This window comes from uncultured Mailhella sp. (genome assembly GCF_944324575.1).
In the GTDB taxonomy this organism is placed as follows: domain Bacteria; phylum Desulfobacterota; class Desulfovibrionia; order Desulfovibrionales; family Desulfovibrionaceae; genus Mailhella.
This window is the reverse complement of sequence record NZ_CALUWV010000170.1, coordinates 1-17,161: the sequence shown is the minus strand read 5'-3', so window position 1 is coordinate 17,161 and position 17,161 is coordinate 1. Positions and strand designations below refer to the sequence as shown.

Sequence of the window (17,161 nt, the reverse complement as noted above, 5' to 3'; positions counted from 1 at the left end):
CGTTATCTGGCGGAAAAGCTCAGATTGTAGGGACGCAGATCCATATAGTAGAAGCTGTAGGGCTTCCAGTGCACGGATTTCTTCACGCCGTAGCTTTCAAGGGGCTGATACAGGGTCATGCCGGGAGTTTCGTCTTCCCACAGATCCAGCATTTTTCCGAAAATGGTCTTGCGTGCTGCCGTGTCTGAGGTGCGCTCAAGTTCGGCGATGAGCTTGTTGAAGGCTTCGGCCGCAGGACCGGTCCAGGTTTTCCACGAGGTCTGAGGAGCGCCGTTGGCGCCCCAGAGCACGGCGAGCGAGCCGAGCGGGTCGGGATAGCGGTTGGAGTTGGACCAGTTGCGGATCATGATGTCTTCTTTCTTGACGGCCTTCCAGTTTTCAATGACCTGGAGCTTTACGTTGAGTCCGACGGCCTTCCACATTTCCTGCATGATCTGGGCGGCGGAAAGGGCGTTCACGTAGTAGTTGGCCTGCGTATACATGATGATGGGCTCGCCGCGGTAGCCGGCTTCCTTCACAAGCGCTCTGGCCTTTTCCGGATCGTACGTCTGTCCGGGACGGGAAGAATCGTACATGTCGCCGAATTCTGGGAACTGATGTCCGTTGGGAATGACGGCCTGACCGCCCCAGAGTGCATCGTTGAGGGCTTTGCGGTCCACGGCCAGGGAAAGCGCCTGGCGGATTCTCTTGTCCTTGAGCGGGCCGACGCTCGTGTTGAACACGAGCATATGCGTGTTGGAGAGCACCACGCTGCGCACGTCGATGTCGGAATAGGCCGTCAGCGTGGAAATCTGGTCGGGCGGAAGATTGGTAATGATATCGAACTCGCCGCTCACCAGACCGCTGATGCGCGCGGCCACTTCAGGCACCATGCGGAAGGTGACCCTGCGGGCCGTGGGTCTGCCGCCGTAGTAGTCGTCGTTGGCGTCGAGGACGATGCTTTCGCCGGAACGCAGACTTCTGAGTTTGTAGGGGCCGGTGCCCACGGGAGCGCGGCCGAATTCGTCGAAGCCGAGCTTTTCATAGGTACGCTTGTTCACGATCCAGCTGGCCCACGAGGACAGGCGGTGTTCGAGCAGCGTGTCGTAATATTTGGTGTAGATCCGCACGGTATAGGGATCCACGGCTTCTATGCGGCTGAAAATGGAGAAGTAGGCTTTGCCCTCCGGTGCGGGATAGTCGGGCTTGAGCATGCGCTCGAAGGTGAACACCACGTCGTCGGCGGTGAGCTCGTCGCCGTTGTGGAATTTGACGCCCTTGCGCAGGTGCAGTTCTATGCCGTTGTTGTCGATGCGCTTCCAGCTTTCGGCAAGTCCAGGAACAAGCTTTGCCGCAGTTCCGGAACCGTCAGCCAGAAAGTCGCGGCGGATGAGCGTGTCAAAGATGTTGTAGGTGATGCGGGTTCCCATGTTGGAAAGTTCCTTGGAAGGCTCCAGTCCTTCGGGAATTTCCGCCACGGCAACGACAAGCTCTGGACGGGAATCGGCGGTCGCGGCAGACGCGGAAAGGGGCGTCAGAGCGCACATCAGGGCTGCCACGGCGAATTTCAGCCATCGGGAAGCGGGAATCATGTTTCCTCCATAATGCGTTAGAGCTGTTTCAGATGGGCAGCCCCTGAAAACACCGAGAGCGCAATCGTTTCGGGCATTGCCCGACTTTGTTGTTTTTCTTGGAATTTCCAAAGGTTCAAGCCGATCTGAAGAATCGTGCTGAACATTAGATGCGTCCCTTGAAGTACGCGTGACGTCCTGATGACGTTTTCATGACGATTGAAGAGGAAAACGTTACATGAACGTCATCATGAGAGAAATGCGTAATTCTCTGGTACTTTAAAAGAACAGGCTGACGGAAAATTGCTGCTGCGGGAAAAGGTGCGTCGGCATCTGACGATGAGGGCAGTGACGGAATGTGGGGTCGGAAGGCCTATGTACAGCCTGCTCATGGATGACGGCACACCTGGCAGAGGGGCGGTCGACTATGAGCGGCAGCGTTTGTCTTCCTGTGTTCATGAAGCGCGGAGTGCCATGCCGCCCGGGCCTTTTCAGCGCGGTCTTGACGGATCGTGGCGGAAATGCAGCCGTATTGCCGGACGTTCGGCAGTGCCGTGGAACGGGAGCGAACAAGATGCCATGCGCCGGGAATGCCTCTTTCCTTTTCGGACATTGCGTTTCCTTTTGTTCGCGGGCGGCGTTTCGACCTGTCTTTGTCATGTATGGAAACGCGCTTTTCGTTACAGCGTGTTGAATATCATGGCAAAGTGTTACAATGGATTGTTCCGGGCAGGGTTTGCGGCTATAATGGAACAATACTCATGATTAGATGAAAGAAGGATCATGAACAACATTTCCCGTCGTACATTCCTTGCGCTTGGCTGCTGCGCCGCAGGAGCCGCCATTTGTTCTCCTCTTGTTTCCACTGCAAAGGCCGCCGTTCTGGAAACTGCGGAAGTCAATCGTCTTTTTGCGGAGCTCGGAGCGAAGAAAAAGGCTCCTGCCGCTCTGGATGCCTGGATAAATGATCCCGCCGCGCAGAAGATCGCTCCCTATCAGGCGTTCGACAATGTCTGGCAGGTGGGCATTGCGTGGGTTTCTTCCTGGGCCATCAAAACCAGCGAAGGTTGGGTGCTCATTGATACCACGCATGAGCCTTATGTAGATGCTCTCATTGAGAATCTTCACACCGTGGGCATTGCGCCGGACGACGTGCGTCTTGTGCTCATGACGCATGGGCATTTCGATCATGTGGGCGGCTATTACCGGCTGAAGCCGCTTTTGAAAAAAGCCCGTTTCGTCATGACGGAACGCGGATGGAACGAAGCTTTCCGGTACTCGAAGGCGAGCGTGGGCACGGCAAAAGAGTGGAAGATGCTTGAAGAGAAGGATGTCGTGGCAAAAGACGGAGACACGCTGCGCTGCGGCGATTCCCTGTTCACCGTGCTTGAAACGCCGGGACATACCTGGGGCACGGCGTCGTACATGTACGACGTGCGCCGCGGGGACAAGACGTACCGGGCCGTGACCGTGGGCGGACAGGGCCTGAATGCCATTGAAGGCCCCGATCAGGTTCGCGCCTACATAAAGAGCATGGACAGACTGTCTGTCGGAAGATTCGCTGAACATTGAAGTGGATCTTACGGCTCATCCCTTCTCCAACGGTCTTGCGGACAAGATTCCCGCGCTGCGCAGCCTGAAGCCTTCCGATCCGCATCCGCTCATCAACAGAGCAGCTTATGTCGCCCGACTGAAGAAGCTCAACGAAGGCGCGGCCGAGAGGCTGAAGCTGGAGCTTGCCAAGAACGCGGGGTAATGCTCCTTCCTAAATTTTGACAGGAGATAAAAGGCCCGGTCTGTCGAATCATATCGACAGGCCGGGCCTTTTTGTGCATGGTATGGCACGGGAAAGGAATATTTTATAATTATGCATTTCTATTTGAAATAATTGATAATTTCAGAATGTTGTCCCAAAAGACTCAGTTCGGATGGAAACGTTGGAGCAAATGAAATTAATAACGTGATGAAAATTTTTCAATTGACTCCTTTTTCAAATAATGGTCTATAAGCATTATAGAAGTATTCTATACCTTGCGCACGGTTTTAGAATTCTATTGTGGCAATTATTGTTGTATTAATTGTCGTAAAACTGGAGGTCTATAATGAAAAAACATCTTATTATGTTAAGTATTATATGTGCAGTTGTTTTTTCCGGAGGAGCATATGCCCAGGAAAAAAGGTTTGAAATATGTAGCGGTGCGTTTGGAGGTACGGCTTTCCAGTGCGGATTTGCTATATCTGAGATAATTAAAAAGGTCAATCCTGAATATGAGATACTTCCCGTTGAAACAAGCGGCTCTCATGGAACGTATATGCGGGCGGTTTCTTCACCTGAACGAATGCTCATCAGTGCCGCGGTAACCCCGTTCCGTGAAGCCATCATAGGCAAGTCCCCCTATCCTAAGGCGTATCCGAATCTGAAGCTGATAGGCTTCATGACTTCCAACGTGCAGACGCTCGTGACATATGATCCTGAAATACAGTCTGTAGAAGACATGGCGGGAAAACGCATTGGTCTGCGCGTACGCAATACGACAACGGGGAAGTATCTGTGGTCGGTCATAAAGCACGGCATTCCGGATTCTGAGAAGAATGAACCCATGTACATGAACTGGGGAGCGCTGCAGAGCGGCATGATGGACGGAAGCCTTGACGTATGTGCCATGGGCGTAGCCGTCAATCCCAACGGGCCGTGGAAGCCCGTATCCATTTACATGGAAATGGTGGCCTCCAGAGGTGCACCCCGCTTCCTCAGCGTCAAGCAGGAATGGCTTGATGCGGCGGGAAAGGAAGATGGCATGATTTATCCTCCGCTGGTCATCCCCCGTGGGGCCATAGCCGAGAACGTACCCGACAGGGACGTACTGGCCTGGGAAGAGCGCATAGGTATTTTTGCCTTTTCTGAAACGCCTGACGAGCTGGCATACGATATTGCCAGGATTCTGTGTGAAAATCAGAAGGAGATCACGGCCATTACTCCGATAGGCCTTCTTATGTCCAGAGAAATCACTGTTCCCGGGGCGGATATGCCCGATGAGCAGATCCATCCTGGCGCGCTCAAATACTATAAGGAAAAGGGCCTGCGCTGAGAGTGATCGAATTTCTCCACCTTTTTCTCGGAGAGCCTCATGGAGAAACTCAATAAGAACATACTGATTCTGGTCACCATTCTGGCAGTATTCATGGTGACGTATCATCTGGCCTATACTCAGGCTTTTTTCCTGACACCCATTCGTCATGCCAATCTTCATCTTATGCTGGGCCTTACCATTTCATTTCTATGGTCCATGTATAAGAAGGAGAAGCCTGTCGAAAAAGCCATAGCCTTCATCTTGGCTGTACTTTCTGTATACGCTACGGGCTATATTTTTGTTGAATATGACGAACTCGAACTTTTACGTTCACCGATTTTCGCTCTGAATACGCAGGATCTTATAGTAGGTACACTGATCATAGGACTGACCGTTGAGGCCTGCCGAAGGGGCTTTGGAATAACTTTTCCTCTGGTTGCGCTTCTTTTTATCGCCTACGCTTTGTTCGGCTATGCTCTGCCTGGACCTCTGCGGGCTCCGAACATCAGCTATCAGGAACTCATCAATGCGTATGTCATGAGTTTCGAGGGCGGCATATACGGCTCAACACTCGGAGTCAGTGCCAATTATATTTTCCTGTTCGTTTTGTTCGGCTCTTTTCTCGGAGCCACAGGTGCTTCAAGCTTTTTCAATAAAATAGGGATGATGGCCGGCTGCAAGCTGGCCGGTGGACCTGCCATTTCGTCGGTAGTGTCAAGTGCGCTCATGGGCTCGGTCACGGGAAGTGCCATGGCCAATGTCGTCGCCACGGGAACGTATACCATTCCCCTGATGAAAAGAGCCGGTTACCCTCCGTACGTGGCCGGAGCCATTGAAGCCGCAGCTTCCACCGGAGGTCAGATCATGCCTCCAGTCATGGGTGTCACGGCCTTTGTTCTCGCGGAGATGGCGCATGTTCCTTATGTAGAGGTACTTCAGGCCGCACTGCTGCCTGCCCTGCTGTATTTTCTCGGCGTGGGCCTTTACGTGCAGTTTCAGGCCAAGAGGCTTGGGCTGGGCTCGAATTTTTCCATGGAGTGCTACAGTGCCATGGAACTCATGAGGGAAGCTCCGCTTTTCCTTGGACCGCTGGCCCTGATCATTGCCATGCTGTTCATGGGATATTCCCCCATGTTCACCATCTTCTGGGCCATCCTGCTGCTGGTCGTCTGCGGCATATGGAACATCTGGAGGCAGAATCGACTGTCTTCCCTGCTGGAAATATTCATCCCGGCTATCCGTGAAAGCGCCGTGACCGGTGCGAAAATTGCCGTAACCTGTGCAGTGCTAGGACCGGTCATCACCACCATGACCAAAACGGGACTGGGAATGAGGCTTCCTGGAATCATAGCCATGCTCAGCGGAGACAGCATGATCGTTGCCCTGCTCATAACGGCAGTCGTGTGCATCATTCTGGGGATGGGGGTTCCCACCATTGCGGCATACCTTATGGTGGCCATGGTCGGTCTGCCCACACTGGTGAAGCTTGGGGTGGAACCTTTTTCCGCTCATATGTTTGTGTTTTTCTTCGCCGTGTTTTCGGGAATCACGCCTCCCGTGGCGGCAACGGCCATTCCCGCCGCGGCGCTTGCTGAAAGCAAGTATATGAAAACGGCCGTAGAGGCGGCAAAAATCGGCGGCGTAGGTTTTTTCCTGCCGTTTTTGCTGGTCAGCTCTCCTGAAATCATGCTCGGACAGACGTCTTCCAGTCCGTGGTATACGCTGTTCTTTTTCCTGGTGGGGGTGCTGATGCTTGTGCTCGGAGCCGGAGGACTCAGCTTCTATCTTTTCAAGCCTCTGCAGCGGTGGGAAGCGGCGGCAGCCGTTGTCGGTGCCATAGGGCTGCTTTGGGCGATGTTCAAGGAAACAACCATAGCTTACGCCGTCAGTCTCGCCTATGTGTTTGTAGTAACGGCAATGATTTACTTCAGGAAGGGTGCTGGCAATACAGAGAAAGATCTTTCTTGATGAAAAGAATTTGTATTCAGTCTTTGTGGATATAACTATCAATGTTATAAAATATCGTTTTTGTGTGTGGAACAGCCATATTTAGTCATCCTTAGCTATTTTTTACATGGAAGGAAATAATGAACAGAGATGTCGTATTTCATGACGCGGACGTGCTCGTCATGGGGGCAGGGGCCAGCGGATGCGGAGCGGCACTGGCTGCACGTGAAGAGGGGAAAAATGTCCTTCTTGTGGATAAGGGAAAACTGGAAAGCTGCGGAAGCATAGGCGCCGGGAATGATCATTTCATGGGAGTTCTCAACAGCTCCGATCCCTATGACAGCGTTGACGATATGGTCAACTTTTTCTGCAAGCCCGGAAATGGTGTGCCTCCTGAGACGGTACGAGCCTGGGGAGAGGCCATGCCGCATCTTATTGAGTTTTTGACGGACGTCGGTGTGGAATTTCAGAAAAATGAGGATGGTACCTTCAAGCGGTCTCAGGGATTCGGCCAGCCGGGGCACTGGTGGATACTGATTCACGAGGGACAGTTCATGAAGCCGAAAATTGCCAGACGCATCCGGCAGATCGGCGTTGATGTGCTTGATCATGTCATGTTGACGCGTCTTCTGGTGCGGGACGGCTGTTTTGTCGGTGCCATGGGTTATCATGTCTTGGACGGTTCGTTTCATGTCATTCGGGCCAAAACCGGTGTTCTGGCCATGGGGCCGAGGGTGCAGAGGGCCTTTACCAATTCGACTTTGAATCCTTTCAACAGCATTTCCATGCCGTTCAACGTAGGAGCCCATTATATTCTTGCCTATGAAGCGGGTGCCAGACTCGTTAATTTCGACACGAAGCAGACCGCTTCCGTGGAGCCGAAGAGTTTCGGCTGTCCGGGGATGAACGGTATTACCGGCTCCGGCGCGCATGCGCTGAACAGTCTCGGGGAGCGCTTCATGACGAAGTATCATCCTATGACGGAACAGGCTCCCCGGCATCTTTTTGCGCGGGGACTTGTGGAAGAGTCCCTGAAGGGAAACGGCCCGCCTTTCTATATGGATATGAGGCATCTTCCTGATGATGTCCGTAACAACCTTGAATTTGATCTCATGCCCGGGGACAAGGGAACTTGGCCGGACTATTCGGCCCAGAGAGGGCTGGATTTCAAGACCAAGCTGATGGAAGTGGAGGTCAGCGAAATTCGTTTGGAAGGTATGGTGTTCAGAGACAAGAACTTTGAAAGCACAGTGCCGGGACTTTTTGTGGGAACAGGTTTCCATGCATTTTCCGGCGCCATGTGCGGCGGATATGCGGCGGCGAAGAACGCGGCAAGACAGGCCGACGCCAAAGTCATGCCGGACTTTCCTAGTCGGGAAGAAATTGATGAGGAGCAGACCAGGGTCATGCTTCCGCTGGAGAGCGGAGGGGAAACCAGTGCAGCGCTGTTTGAAAAGGCCATACGTCAGATCATGCGCTATTATATGGGATATGTGCGCAATGAAATCGGCATGAAACAGGGACTTGAAAGCTTGGATCGCCTTGCTTCGAAAGTTGATGATCTGTATGCCGCCAACATGCACGAACTCATGCGTGTTCATGAGGCGCAGAATCTTCTTCAGGTGTGTCGTCTGTTCACCATGGCAAGCATTGAAAGGAGAGAAACCTCGTCCAAGACGCTTTGCCTGCGTTCGGATTATCCTGATCCCGATCCTTCTTTTACGGTGCTGGCCATCGAAAAAAGAGGAGAGAATCCCTTCCTTTACTGGATGTAATTACAAGGATATGCATTATGCCGCCAAGATTCAGCAAAGAACATCTGCTTCCCCTCATTCATGGAAACGATTCGTACAGACAGCACAGAACTTCCCCCTGTGAAGCGCATTGTCCAGCCGGAAACCATATTCAGCTTATGGAAAGTCAGGTGGCTGCCGGACATCACGTGGAAGCGCTGATGACGCTTTTGAGCCGCAATCCCTTTCCGGGAGTGACCGGCCGCATTTGTCCGCATCCGTGCGAAAAGGCCTGCAATCGTCAGCATTACGATGAGGCGCTCTCCATTCAGGCATTGGAACGCTTTGCATCCGATGCGGGGCATACCCTTACGCCGACCCCTGCACCTGCCACGGGCAAAAGGATATCCGTGATCGGCTCGGGGCCGGCGGGAATGAGCTGTGCCTGGTTTGCAGCACTGCTTGGTCATGAAGTGACCGTCTTTGAATCTTCCCCTGTTCTCGGAGGTGTTCCCCGCCTGGCCGTTCCCGATTTTCGTCTACCCAAGCATGTGGTGGACAGGGAAACCGGACGCATTCTGGCGCTGGGAGTAAAAGCATTCACGAATATGGCAGTAGGCAGGGATATTTCCCTGGACGCCGTGCTTGAAGACTGCGACGCCTGTGTCATTGCCGTCGGCAGCTGGAAGGAGCGCAGACTGACATGTCCCGGTGCAGAGCTTGCCCGCCCGGCAGTGGCGTTTCTTCAGGAAAGTAATCTGATCAGAGAGAGACTTGACGGAAAACAAGTTGTCATTCTCGGTGGCGGAGGTGTGGCTTTTGACTGTGCGTTTACAGCAAAAAGACTGGGAGCGTCGAAAGTAAGTCTTGTTTTTCCCGAGTCTCTGGAGAATGTCCGGGCTCCTGAGGAAGAGAAGAAACAGGCTGTTATGGAAGGGATACGACTTGTTCATTCTCATATATCCGAGCAGATCGGCAGCAACTATGTAAAGGCCGCCATGCTTCGTTCATTCTCTTTTGACGAGTGTGGCAACCTTTGTGCGGAAAAGTATGACGGCGAAGGGGAAACGTTGCCCGCAGATATTGTTATTTGTGCAAGTGGACTCAGCACTGAGCTGTCATTTTTGGAAACGATGAATCTGGCCGTCGACAGGAGAGGGCGAATTCTCGTTGATGAGCATTACCGCACTTCCTGCGACAAGATTTTTGCTGCAGGTGATGTCGTGACGGGCCCTTCCTTTGTGGCTGACGCCGTAAGCAGCGGAAGAAAGGCCGCCATGGAAATTCATAAGGCTCTGACTGCCTGTGCTGACTCCATGAGCATACGGATAGATGAAAACTTTAAGGTTTTGATGGAGAATTCGACGGCTCGGACACGAGAAGTGCATGTTGTGGAATTCAAGGAGATAGGAAATCCCGGTTATCATGAAAAGGCTCCTCGCCGAGTGCCTGAAAAGCGTGACGGACCGGAAACGGCCTTTGCTGAAATACAGGCAGGTTTTGATGCCGAGAACGCGGAGGCGGAAGCGAGCCGCTGCATGCACTGCGGCCACTGCATTCACTGCGGATCTTGTCTTGAGCGGTGTCCTGGATATATTCTGGAAAAGGATGACAGAGAGGAGCCTTTCGTTAGATATCCAGAAGAGTGCTGGCATTGCGGCTGTTGTCGGACTGCCTGCCCTACGGGCTCCATCAGCATGGAATTTCCCATTACCATGCTTGTGTGATGCCTTATCGTCTGGTAAATACTCATCTGGAGGTGTAGCATTCAGTTGTATAAGGGCAGCTTTTTATAGTGATGTTTGCAGTTATAATTTAATAATTGTGTAAAATATATCATAAATTAATCCCAGGTAGTTGATAAATCATTTATCTTTCCTGGGATTAATTTAATTTAAAAGGATATATTTATGATTAGAGAATTGAATGGTGATTTTTTGCAGTGGTTGAGAGGCTTTTATTATGTTGCAACCCTTGGAAGTGTTTCCAAGGCTGCTGCATATATGCATAGAAACCAAAGCTCTATCACATATCAGATACGTTCACTTGAACGGGCGTTGGGAAATGCTCTTTTTTCCAGAGTGAATAAGCAGATGATCTTGACGGCAGCGGGTGAGGCTCTTTTAACAAGATGTATTGCGATTTTTGATCTTCTTGATGCCATGTGTGACGATTTGGCCTGTATGGACGGATGCCTGCGGGGGATCATTCAGATTTCTGGAACGAGGCCGACATTTCAGGCTGCTATTTTTAGAGATGCTTTAAAAGAGTATACGGAGGCTCATCCGAATGTACGGGTGCAGCTGCTTCCGGGAGAGCCGGAGCAGATTATTTGTGACATAAAGATGGGGAAAAATGATTTTTCTCTTATCGGAGTACAGAAACCTCCGTCAGTATGTCTTTTTAATCCGCTTTTTAACTCATCTCATGTGCTTGTTGCGTCTAAAGAAAGGAACTTTGAGATTTCATCCGTTCCTACTCGGAAGGAATTGGAACATATTCCTTTGATCATGCCTATTCATCAGAAGGATGGTGTTCCTTCTTTGCGCTTTATATCCGATGATGTTATGTATTTATTTAAAAATTTTTCAAATATATATTGTAAAAATCTTCAAGTAGCTATGGAATATGCCGCAAATGGTTTCGGATGCGTTATTATTGACTTATTTTCTCTGCTTTCTTTTTGTCACTATCGCGACAAGATAGATGTGTTCTGTCTTGATAACTATCTTCCCAGGCTCCATTATGGGATTTTATCCCGGCATACGAGAGAAATGACGAGGCCTGCTAAAATATTTTTGGAAATGCTTCAGGACAGACTGCGTCATATGGATTTATCCTTGTCGTTGTTTTATCATGAGAACGGCTGACCATTGCGTACTGTCTTGTGTCGCCTGTATAAAAGAAAATATTGTTGCAGCTTTGAACCGGTCGACAAATATTTCCAAAGCTGGCGGAAGCTGCAGCCGGTACCGGTTTGGTATGGAGGGAAACAGTATTTTTAACGGACTTTGAGTAAAGAATATTGAAAATAAATAAGCGTGTGTGTGCGGTGATATTTTTGAAGAGGGGGAGACCAATGTCACTCAGAATGAAAAAAGCCCTCACGTTTTACCGTAAGGGCTTGATTTCACTGGAGCCAGCTTGGAGACTTGAACTCCAGACCTACTGATTACGAATCTATAGGTGTATAATTTCATACGACTTCACTGTGCTAAAATAATATACTTTTTTTACAGATGGTTATGTTATAACAAGGGCGAAGTCAACTTCATTCAGAGTCATTGACTTTACCTCTTTTTCACGCAAAAATTAGGGAGAAACAAGGGAGAAGATCGAACAGGTGAGTTTGTGTATGGCAACCTCACTCGATGCAAGAGAAGACTGTGGAGGCAACAGTGAGTGGTCAAAAATGGATTACCGAGGAGCGTGGCATCCGCTACTACGAGCACGAAACGCGAATGCATGGAAAAAGACGAGATCGGTATTATACGCTCCGTTTCACCGTCGATGGTAAGCAGATAGAGGAAGCTCTTGGTTGGTTATCAGACGGCTGGACGTTGACGAAAGCTCGCATAGAACTTGCTAAGCTCAAAGAAGCCAAAAGGATAGGTAATGGAGCAGTTACACTTCGACAAGCACGCAACGAAGCAAGGAAGAAGCGGACTGAAGCGGAAAAGGCAGAAGCTCAGGAACGGGCCACTCGGATCAAGCTTGATGAGTTTTGGGTCACAACCTACTGTCATACTCAGGGACACAAAAAAAAATCAACTGTAAAAAAAGAGGAAGACCTGTACACAAGGTGGTTGAAACCACGCTTCGGCGAAAAGTCGTTGATTGAAATCGATGAGGAGCAACTTGAAAAACTGAAACAGACCATGCTTGCCGATGGGAAATCACCTCGGACTATCGAATACACTTTGGCAATTTATTCCCAAATTTGGCATCTTGCTAACCGTCGAGGCATCGTTGCAGGAATCCCACCGACGCGAAACGTCAAACTTCCGAAATTTGATAACCGCCGAATGCGTTTTCTGAGCAAGGATGAAGCGAAAACTCTGCTTCAGGCATTGAAAACGGTGTCATCTGACCTGTATACTACTGCTCTGCTTTCTCTTGCTTGTGGATTGAGAGCTGGTGAAATCCACGCTTTAACTTGGGCTGATGTAGACTTCACAAATGAAATTCTGCTAATCCGCGATCCCAAAAGCAGTAAAAACCGTCATGCTTATATGAGTCAGGAAGTGAAGGCCGTTCTCGAAGATAAATTCCATGGCCAGCATCCCGGAGAACTTGTTTTGCCAGCCAAAACTGGTGGACAGCGGGGACAGGTTTCAAAAGCTTTTGATAAAGTAGTCAAAGAACTTGGATTCAATGAAGGAATTACAGATCCACGCCAGAAGGTTGTCTTCCATACACTCCGACACACTTTTGCTTCCTGGCTAGTACAGCAGGGGACTCCTCTTTATACGGTCTCGGAGCTGATGGGGCACTCTTCTCTTGCCATGACACAACGCTACGCTCATCTTGCTCCTGATGGAACACGAATCTCAGCCATGCGAATCAACGACATTCTAAAATGAAAAAATGATAATGCCGGAAGGACTATATCTACTTGCTGTTGAATATAATACATTGATTTTATTATATTTTTTTTAAAATATATTGAAATCAATTATGTAAAATTTTCGACGCGTCGAAAATTTTACATGTGTAGAAGGAACATGAGCTCATCATGTTCCTTCTTTTTTTACTTAGCTCAAACGACACGACTTCATATCATAAGGACACAGCCTTACATATCCTTTATTCTCTAAAATATATTCTGTTATACTTCCTCGTAAACAATCGAAAATACTTTTGTCTATGCACATCAGTTTCTTATAATAGTCAATATTCATAAAACTTTCTCGCACAACACTATGGCACAGCTTTTGATAATCATTTCCGTCTTCATAAATCGTTACAGTTGAAATTATAGAAGACCCATCATCAATAACATCATAATAAACATCTATTGATTTTACACAAATAGCTTCAAGAAAAATATGTACTTTTATATCCATTCCTCTGACAAACTCTGGAACCTCATCATAGTGGCGAATAAGCTTCATGGATCACTCCTTTTTGTAATATTGTTTGTTGTTCGGTATCCACGCATTATATATTCTCGAATGTAAAAAAATAAATGAATATATATTATGCAGAAATCTGTCTGTTGAACAATATTTTTATAAGGAGATTTTCATGAATAATTCAGAACCCACGACAAGAAAAAGATTTTACTGCAACAAGAATGATGATGAGTTCAAATTTTACGGTATAGATGACACGCCTGAAGCCATAGAAAACGCCATGAATAAAGGGGCTACTTCTCTTTCTTCCTTATCTTTTTCGTGGCTGCCTGATAAAAATCATCGTGCTCCAATACGCTATGGAAACTTGTACCTGATATTCGAAAAAGGAAAAAGTTTGAGGATAAATCGAACTCAAGCAATAACGATGATTTCTTTTTTATGCGACTACTATAAGGTTGATCCTCTTTCCTTATCTTTTTGGATATCAGCTAAAGAAGGTGTACATATTGAAATTCCAGCAGTCATTTATGGTGGTGAAAAAGGAGATATATTTTTACCTGTTGTTCATAAGGAATTTGTAGACAGGCTTGTGGAGGAGTGTTGTTCAGTAAAAGATCCTATTTCTGCTCTTGATTATTCGGCTTATTCGGTTGGTTCTGGTTATATGATTGATATGTATAATGTCCGTTGTTCAGATAACGATAGATATAAGGTTGAAGTAAGTTGGGATGAGTTATTATGTATGGATTATATTGAACTATTGAACCTAACAAAGTCGCCTCGTAATATAACAATCGATCACCATGATCCTGTAAAAAATGAATCCCTATCTGAACTCTATGAAAAAAGTTACTCAGCAGCACATATATTTCCTGATGTAAAGAATCAGATGGAAAGATTAGCAGGGATGGAGAATTGTGCTTATCTGAAATATTGCATCGAACATATAAAAATCCTATCTGAAGAAGAGTGGCGTATGATGGTCAGTCTTCTTGTACGCTGTGGGAAAAATGGACGCGAGTTAGCCATGGAGCTTAGTCAGGGAGTTAGTCTCAATGGCAGGAATATAAGTGAAGAAAAGCTTACAAATATAATCAATCATCTTGCTTTCTCTAATGAGTCTTGTACCTGTGAAAAAATAAAGAAAATATTTGATTGTGGAAAAGAGTGTTATGTAAAAACTCCAATTGACCTTTTTCAGAATAATTTGAGTGCTGATGCTGCTGTAGTTGCTGATTATCTACTGAAAACAGATGGACTTTATTATATTGAGAACAGTGGTACAGAAGAGGCTAGAGAAATAAAAATCTCGTCACCTATATCTGTTACGCATATGACTCGTGATGTTGATAGCTGTTCTTGGGGAAAAAGAGTGGAATTTCGTGATATGGATGGTGTTGTTCATAACTTTACCATCAAAAATGCTGAATTGATGAAAGAACGTGGAAGTACTGTTATCGAAAAACTAGTTGATAGTGGCCTTGTACTTACTCCAAACAGCAGAGCCTCTAAACAACTGAAAAATTATTTGATTTCAGCTTATCCCAATAAAAAAGCCATCGAGATAGACAGGTGTGGATGGCATAAAAATTGCTTTGTTTTGTATAATGAATGTATTGGTGGCAGTGATGAATCTACTTATTTTCCAGCATTCAAACTAAAAGATAACTTGTTTCAGAGTGCAGGATCATTTGAGGATTGGAGAGACAAGATTGCGAGGCCTATTACCGGTCATTTGCTTCTTGAATTTACTATAAGTCTTGGATTTGCTGCTGTACTGCTGACGCCTTTAGGACTGGATACTTTTGGAGTGAACTTGCGTGGAGAAGGTTCAACAGGCAAGACAACAGCTTTGAAGGTTGCAGGTAGTGTTTGTGGTGGTTCAGGTTATTCGAGTGGCTATTTACGGCAATGGAGAGCCACGGATAATGCATTGGAAAATATTGCAGCCAAACATAACGATATGCTGCTTGCTCTTGATGAACTTGGACAGGCTGATGGGAAAAGTATAGGCAAATCGATCTATATGATTGGCAATGGAGAGACGAAAAGCAGACTGAATCAAGATGCCGAGGAGAGAGGTACTAGACGATTCAAGACTGTGGTGTTGTCTTCCGGTGAGATTACGCTTCAGGACAAAATCAGTGAAGATAAGGGGGCAACAATCAAAGCAGGTCAGGCAGTCAGAGTCATTGATATAGATATTTCAGCTATTTCAGAAAACGGTATCTTTTCTTTTGTACCCGATGATCAATTACTTATGGAGTTGGGAATTGATAACGTTTTTAGTATGTCAGATAAAGCCAAATTAGCCGCACTGAGTGACTTTATAAAGGATAAATCAGTCAAGTTTTATGGTCGTGCAATACGTAACTTTTTGGAAATATTTATCAGTAATTATGATGAAAATGTTTTGAATCTGCGAGAAAGACACCAGAAGTATATCAACCAAATGAGTCCTTCTGATGCTACTGGACAGGTCATCAGGGTCATTCGTAATTTTGCTCTGATTGCTGCTGCTGGTGAGTTTGCGATTGAACACGATATCTTGCCATGGAGTAAAGGTGAAGTTGAAAAAGCTACTTTATTTGTTTTAGGTCATTGGCTAAAACAAAGGAATGGAGCGAAAAATCTTGAACTTACTCAGGCTATAGAACGGTTGAAAGAAGTAATACAGCAAGACACACTACACTTCAAAACGATTTATAAAAAAGAATATCCATATCACGACGAGGATTTTGAAAGAGCCTCTAGATCACCAATTGGATATAAGTATAAAGAAGGTGACAGATGGATATACTTCATCGAGAACAATCCACTCAAGAATATTTACAGAGGTATCAGCAAAGACAGCTTTATGAAGGAATTGGATGCTAGAGGTTGGTTGGTCAAAAATAAGAATGGTAAACCTCTTGAGTCTAGAAAAGTACCTGACAAAGACACTGCTCATGGTATTGCAGTGTATCAAGATATGATAGGAAATTGTGCAGATTGATAAGAAAAATGGTGCAGGTTTGAAAGCTGCACCAAATAGAACAAAATCCCCTGTAAAATAAGGGGATTTTTTATTTGTGCAGGTGTGCAGCCGTGCAGGTAGAGTTTTATGACAAAGGATCACAAAAAAAAGATGAAGCAAAAAATGAGGATAGAAAAACAGAATTGCAAAAAAATGGAAATGTAATCTGCACACCTGCACAGCTGCACCAGAGGAAAATAGCATGATATAGTTGGACATTTTGATGATAAAAAGCGTGCAGCTACCTGCACCAGGAGCTGCACCGATATAATAATTTGATATATAAAAAAATATAAAAATAATTATTATAAATAAATATATATTTTTTTATTATTTATTATTTATATTGTTTTTTTATTATTTTATTTTTTCTCTTATTATCTTTCTTTTATATATAATATGAAAAAATATTATTCGAATAACAATAAAAAAAACAAGGAATGAAAAAATGAATAAAAACAACAATTCTATTTCAAACAATGATATCTCTTCTCTTGATATCAAATCACTACATACTCAACTCATCATATTCCCCAATGAATCCAACAATCACACCTGCATATGCTCTGCCACACTCGAAACATCTGATGGCAAGAAATTCACTGATCTAGGCGAATCTACACACAATCATCTGACTGCTGCTTCTACTGACCAACTCATCACTATGGCTGCTGATCGTGCTAAATCACGAGTTCTGTTCACTGCCAGTCATATGCCAGCGATACCATGCCGATCTGATGCCATAGACACCACATGTTCTCAGGTA

Annotated in this window: 13 protein-coding genes; 11 read left to right on the top strand and 2 right to left on the bottom strand. The window is 46.7% G+C overall.

Translation table 11 applies throughout. The features are described from left to right. Positions 1-2 precede the first annotated feature (2 nt). Positions 3-1,571 (bottom strand): ABC transporter substrate-binding protein, encoded by a 1,569-nt coding sequence (locus Q0J81_RS11490; RefSeq protein WP_294448011.1) that lies wholly within the window; start codon positions 1,569-1,571, stop codon positions 3-5. A 762-nt stretch (positions 1,572-2,333) separates the two neighbouring features. On the opposite strand from Q0J81_RS11490, the gene Q0J81_RS11485 reads away from it, so the two are divergent. The 8 genes from Q0J81_RS11485 to Q0J81_RS11450 all read left to right on the top strand — a co-directional run bounded on the left by Q0J81_RS11485 (position 2,334) and on the right by Q0J81_RS11450 (position 12,884). After that, on the top strand, positions 2,334-3,122 hold the full coding sequence (locus Q0J81_RS11485) for an MBL fold metallo-hydrolase (RefSeq protein ID WP_294448009.1): 789 nt from the start codon (positions 2,334-2,336) through the stop codon (positions 3,120-3,122). Between the two features lies 1 nt (position 3,123). Then, positions 3,124-3,306, top strand: a complete 183-nt coding sequence (locus Q0J81_RS11480; RefSeq protein ID WP_294448008.1) for a hypothetical protein — start codon at positions 3,124-3,126, stop codon at positions 3,304-3,306. A gap of 346 nt (positions 3,307-3,652) precedes the next feature. Beyond that, the gene (locus Q0J81_RS11475) at positions 3,653-4,639 is read left to right on the top strand and encodes a TAXI family TRAP transporter solute-binding subunit (RefSeq protein ID WP_294448007.1); all 987 of its coding nucleotides are present in this window, start codon (positions 3,653-3,655) and stop codon (positions 4,637-4,639) included. Between the two features lie 39 nt (positions 4,640-4,678). Beyond that, the gene (locus Q0J81_RS11470; RefSeq protein WP_294448006.1) at positions 4,679-6,589 is read left to right on the top strand and encodes a TRAP transporter fused permease subunit; all 1,911 of its coding nucleotides are present in this window, start codon (positions 4,679-4,681) and stop codon (positions 6,587-6,589) included. 119 nt (positions 6,590-6,708) lie between these two features. Continuing rightward, positions 6,709-8,343, top strand: a complete 1,635-nt coding sequence (locus Q0J81_RS11465) for an FAD-binding protein (protein ID WP_294448005.1) — start codon at positions 6,709-6,711, stop codon at positions 8,341-8,343. Positions 8,344-8,360: 17 nt separating this feature from the next. Further along, positions 8,361-10,028: an FAD-dependent oxidoreductase gene (locus Q0J81_RS11460; protein WP_294448004.1), complete on the top strand. Its 1,668-nt coding sequence runs from the start codon at positions 8,361-8,363 to the stop codon at positions 10,026-10,028. Between the two features lie 183 nt (positions 10,029-10,211). Further along, positions 10,212-11,171, top strand: coding sequence for a LysR family transcriptional regulator (locus Q0J81_RS11455; protein ID WP_294448002.1), 960 nt, complete (start codon positions 10,212-10,214; stop codon positions 11,169-11,171). 528 nt (positions 11,172-11,699) lie between these two features. Continuing rightward, entirely contained in the window at positions 11,700-12,884 is a 1,185-nt protein-coding gene (locus Q0J81_RS11450) for a site-specific integrase (protein WP_294448000.1), read from the top strand. Between the two features lie 171 nt (positions 12,885-13,055). Here Q0J81_RS11450 and Q0J81_RS11445 read toward each other — a convergent pair whose 3' ends face one another. Next, entirely contained in the window at positions 13,056-13,415 is a 360-nt protein-coding gene (locus Q0J81_RS11445) for a hypothetical protein (protein ID WP_294447999.1), read from the bottom strand. A 133-nt stretch (positions 13,416-13,548) separates the two neighbouring features. Here Q0J81_RS11445 and Q0J81_RS11440 point away from each other — a divergent pair, with 133 nt between their 5' ends. The 3 genes from Q0J81_RS11440 to Q0J81_RS11430 all read left to right on the top strand — a co-directional run. After that, positions 13,549-16,374 carry a DUF927 domain-containing protein gene (locus Q0J81_RS11440; protein ID WP_294447998.1) on the top strand — a complete coding sequence of 942 codons (2,826 nt, stop codon included), beginning with the start codon at positions 13,549-13,551 and terminating at the stop codon, positions 16,372-16,374. 92 nt (positions 16,375-16,466) lie between these two features. Beyond that, positions 16,467-16,601 carry a hypothetical protein gene (locus Q0J81_RS11435; protein WP_294447997.1) on the top strand — a complete coding sequence of 45 codons (135 nt, stop codon included), beginning with the start codon at positions 16,467-16,469 and terminating at the stop codon, positions 16,599-16,601. 242 nt (positions 16,602-16,843) lie between these two features. Beyond that, positions 16,844-17,161, top strand: a 318-nt coding sequence (locus Q0J81_RS11430; RefSeq protein WP_294447996.1) for a hypothetical protein, incomplete at its 3' end; no start/stop codon positions are given.

Bases quoted from the DNA above. Each gene is read 5' to 3' on its own strand.
- Q0J81_RS11490 (WP_294448011.1), bottom strand. From the start codon at position 1,571: ATGATTCCCGCTTCCCGATGGCTGAAATTCGCCGTGGCAGCCCTGATG.
- Q0J81_RS11485 (WP_294448009.1), top strand. From the start codon at position 2,334: ATGAACAACATTTCCCGTCGTACATTCCTTGCGCTTGGCTGCTGCGCC.
- Q0J81_RS11475 (WP_294448007.1), top strand. From the start codon at position 3,653: ATGAAAAAACATCTTATTATGTTAAGTATTATATGTGCAGTTGTTTTT.
- Q0J81_RS11470 (WP_294448006.1), top strand. From the start codon at position 4,679: ATGGAGAAACTCAATAAGAACATACTGATTCTGGTCACCATTCTGGCA.
- Q0J81_RS11465 (WP_294448005.1), top strand. From the start codon at position 6,709: ATGAACAGAGATGTCGTATTTCATGACGCGGACGTGCTCGTCATGGGG.
- Q0J81_RS11460 (WP_294448004.1), top strand. From the start codon at position 8,361: ATGCCGCCAAGATTCAGCAAAGAACATCTGCTTCCCCTCATTCATGGA.
- Q0J81_RS11455 (WP_294448002.1), top strand. From the start codon at position 10,212: ATGATTAGAGAATTGAATGGTGATTTTTTGCAGTGGTTGAGAGGCTTT.
- Q0J81_RS11445 (WP_294447999.1), bottom strand. From the start codon at position 13,415: ATGAAGCTTATTCGCCACTATGATGAGGTTCCAGAGTTTGTCAGAGGA.
- Q0J81_RS11440 (WP_294447998.1), top strand. From the start codon at position 13,549: ATGAATAATTCAGAACCCACGACAAGAAAAAGATTTTACTGCAACAAG.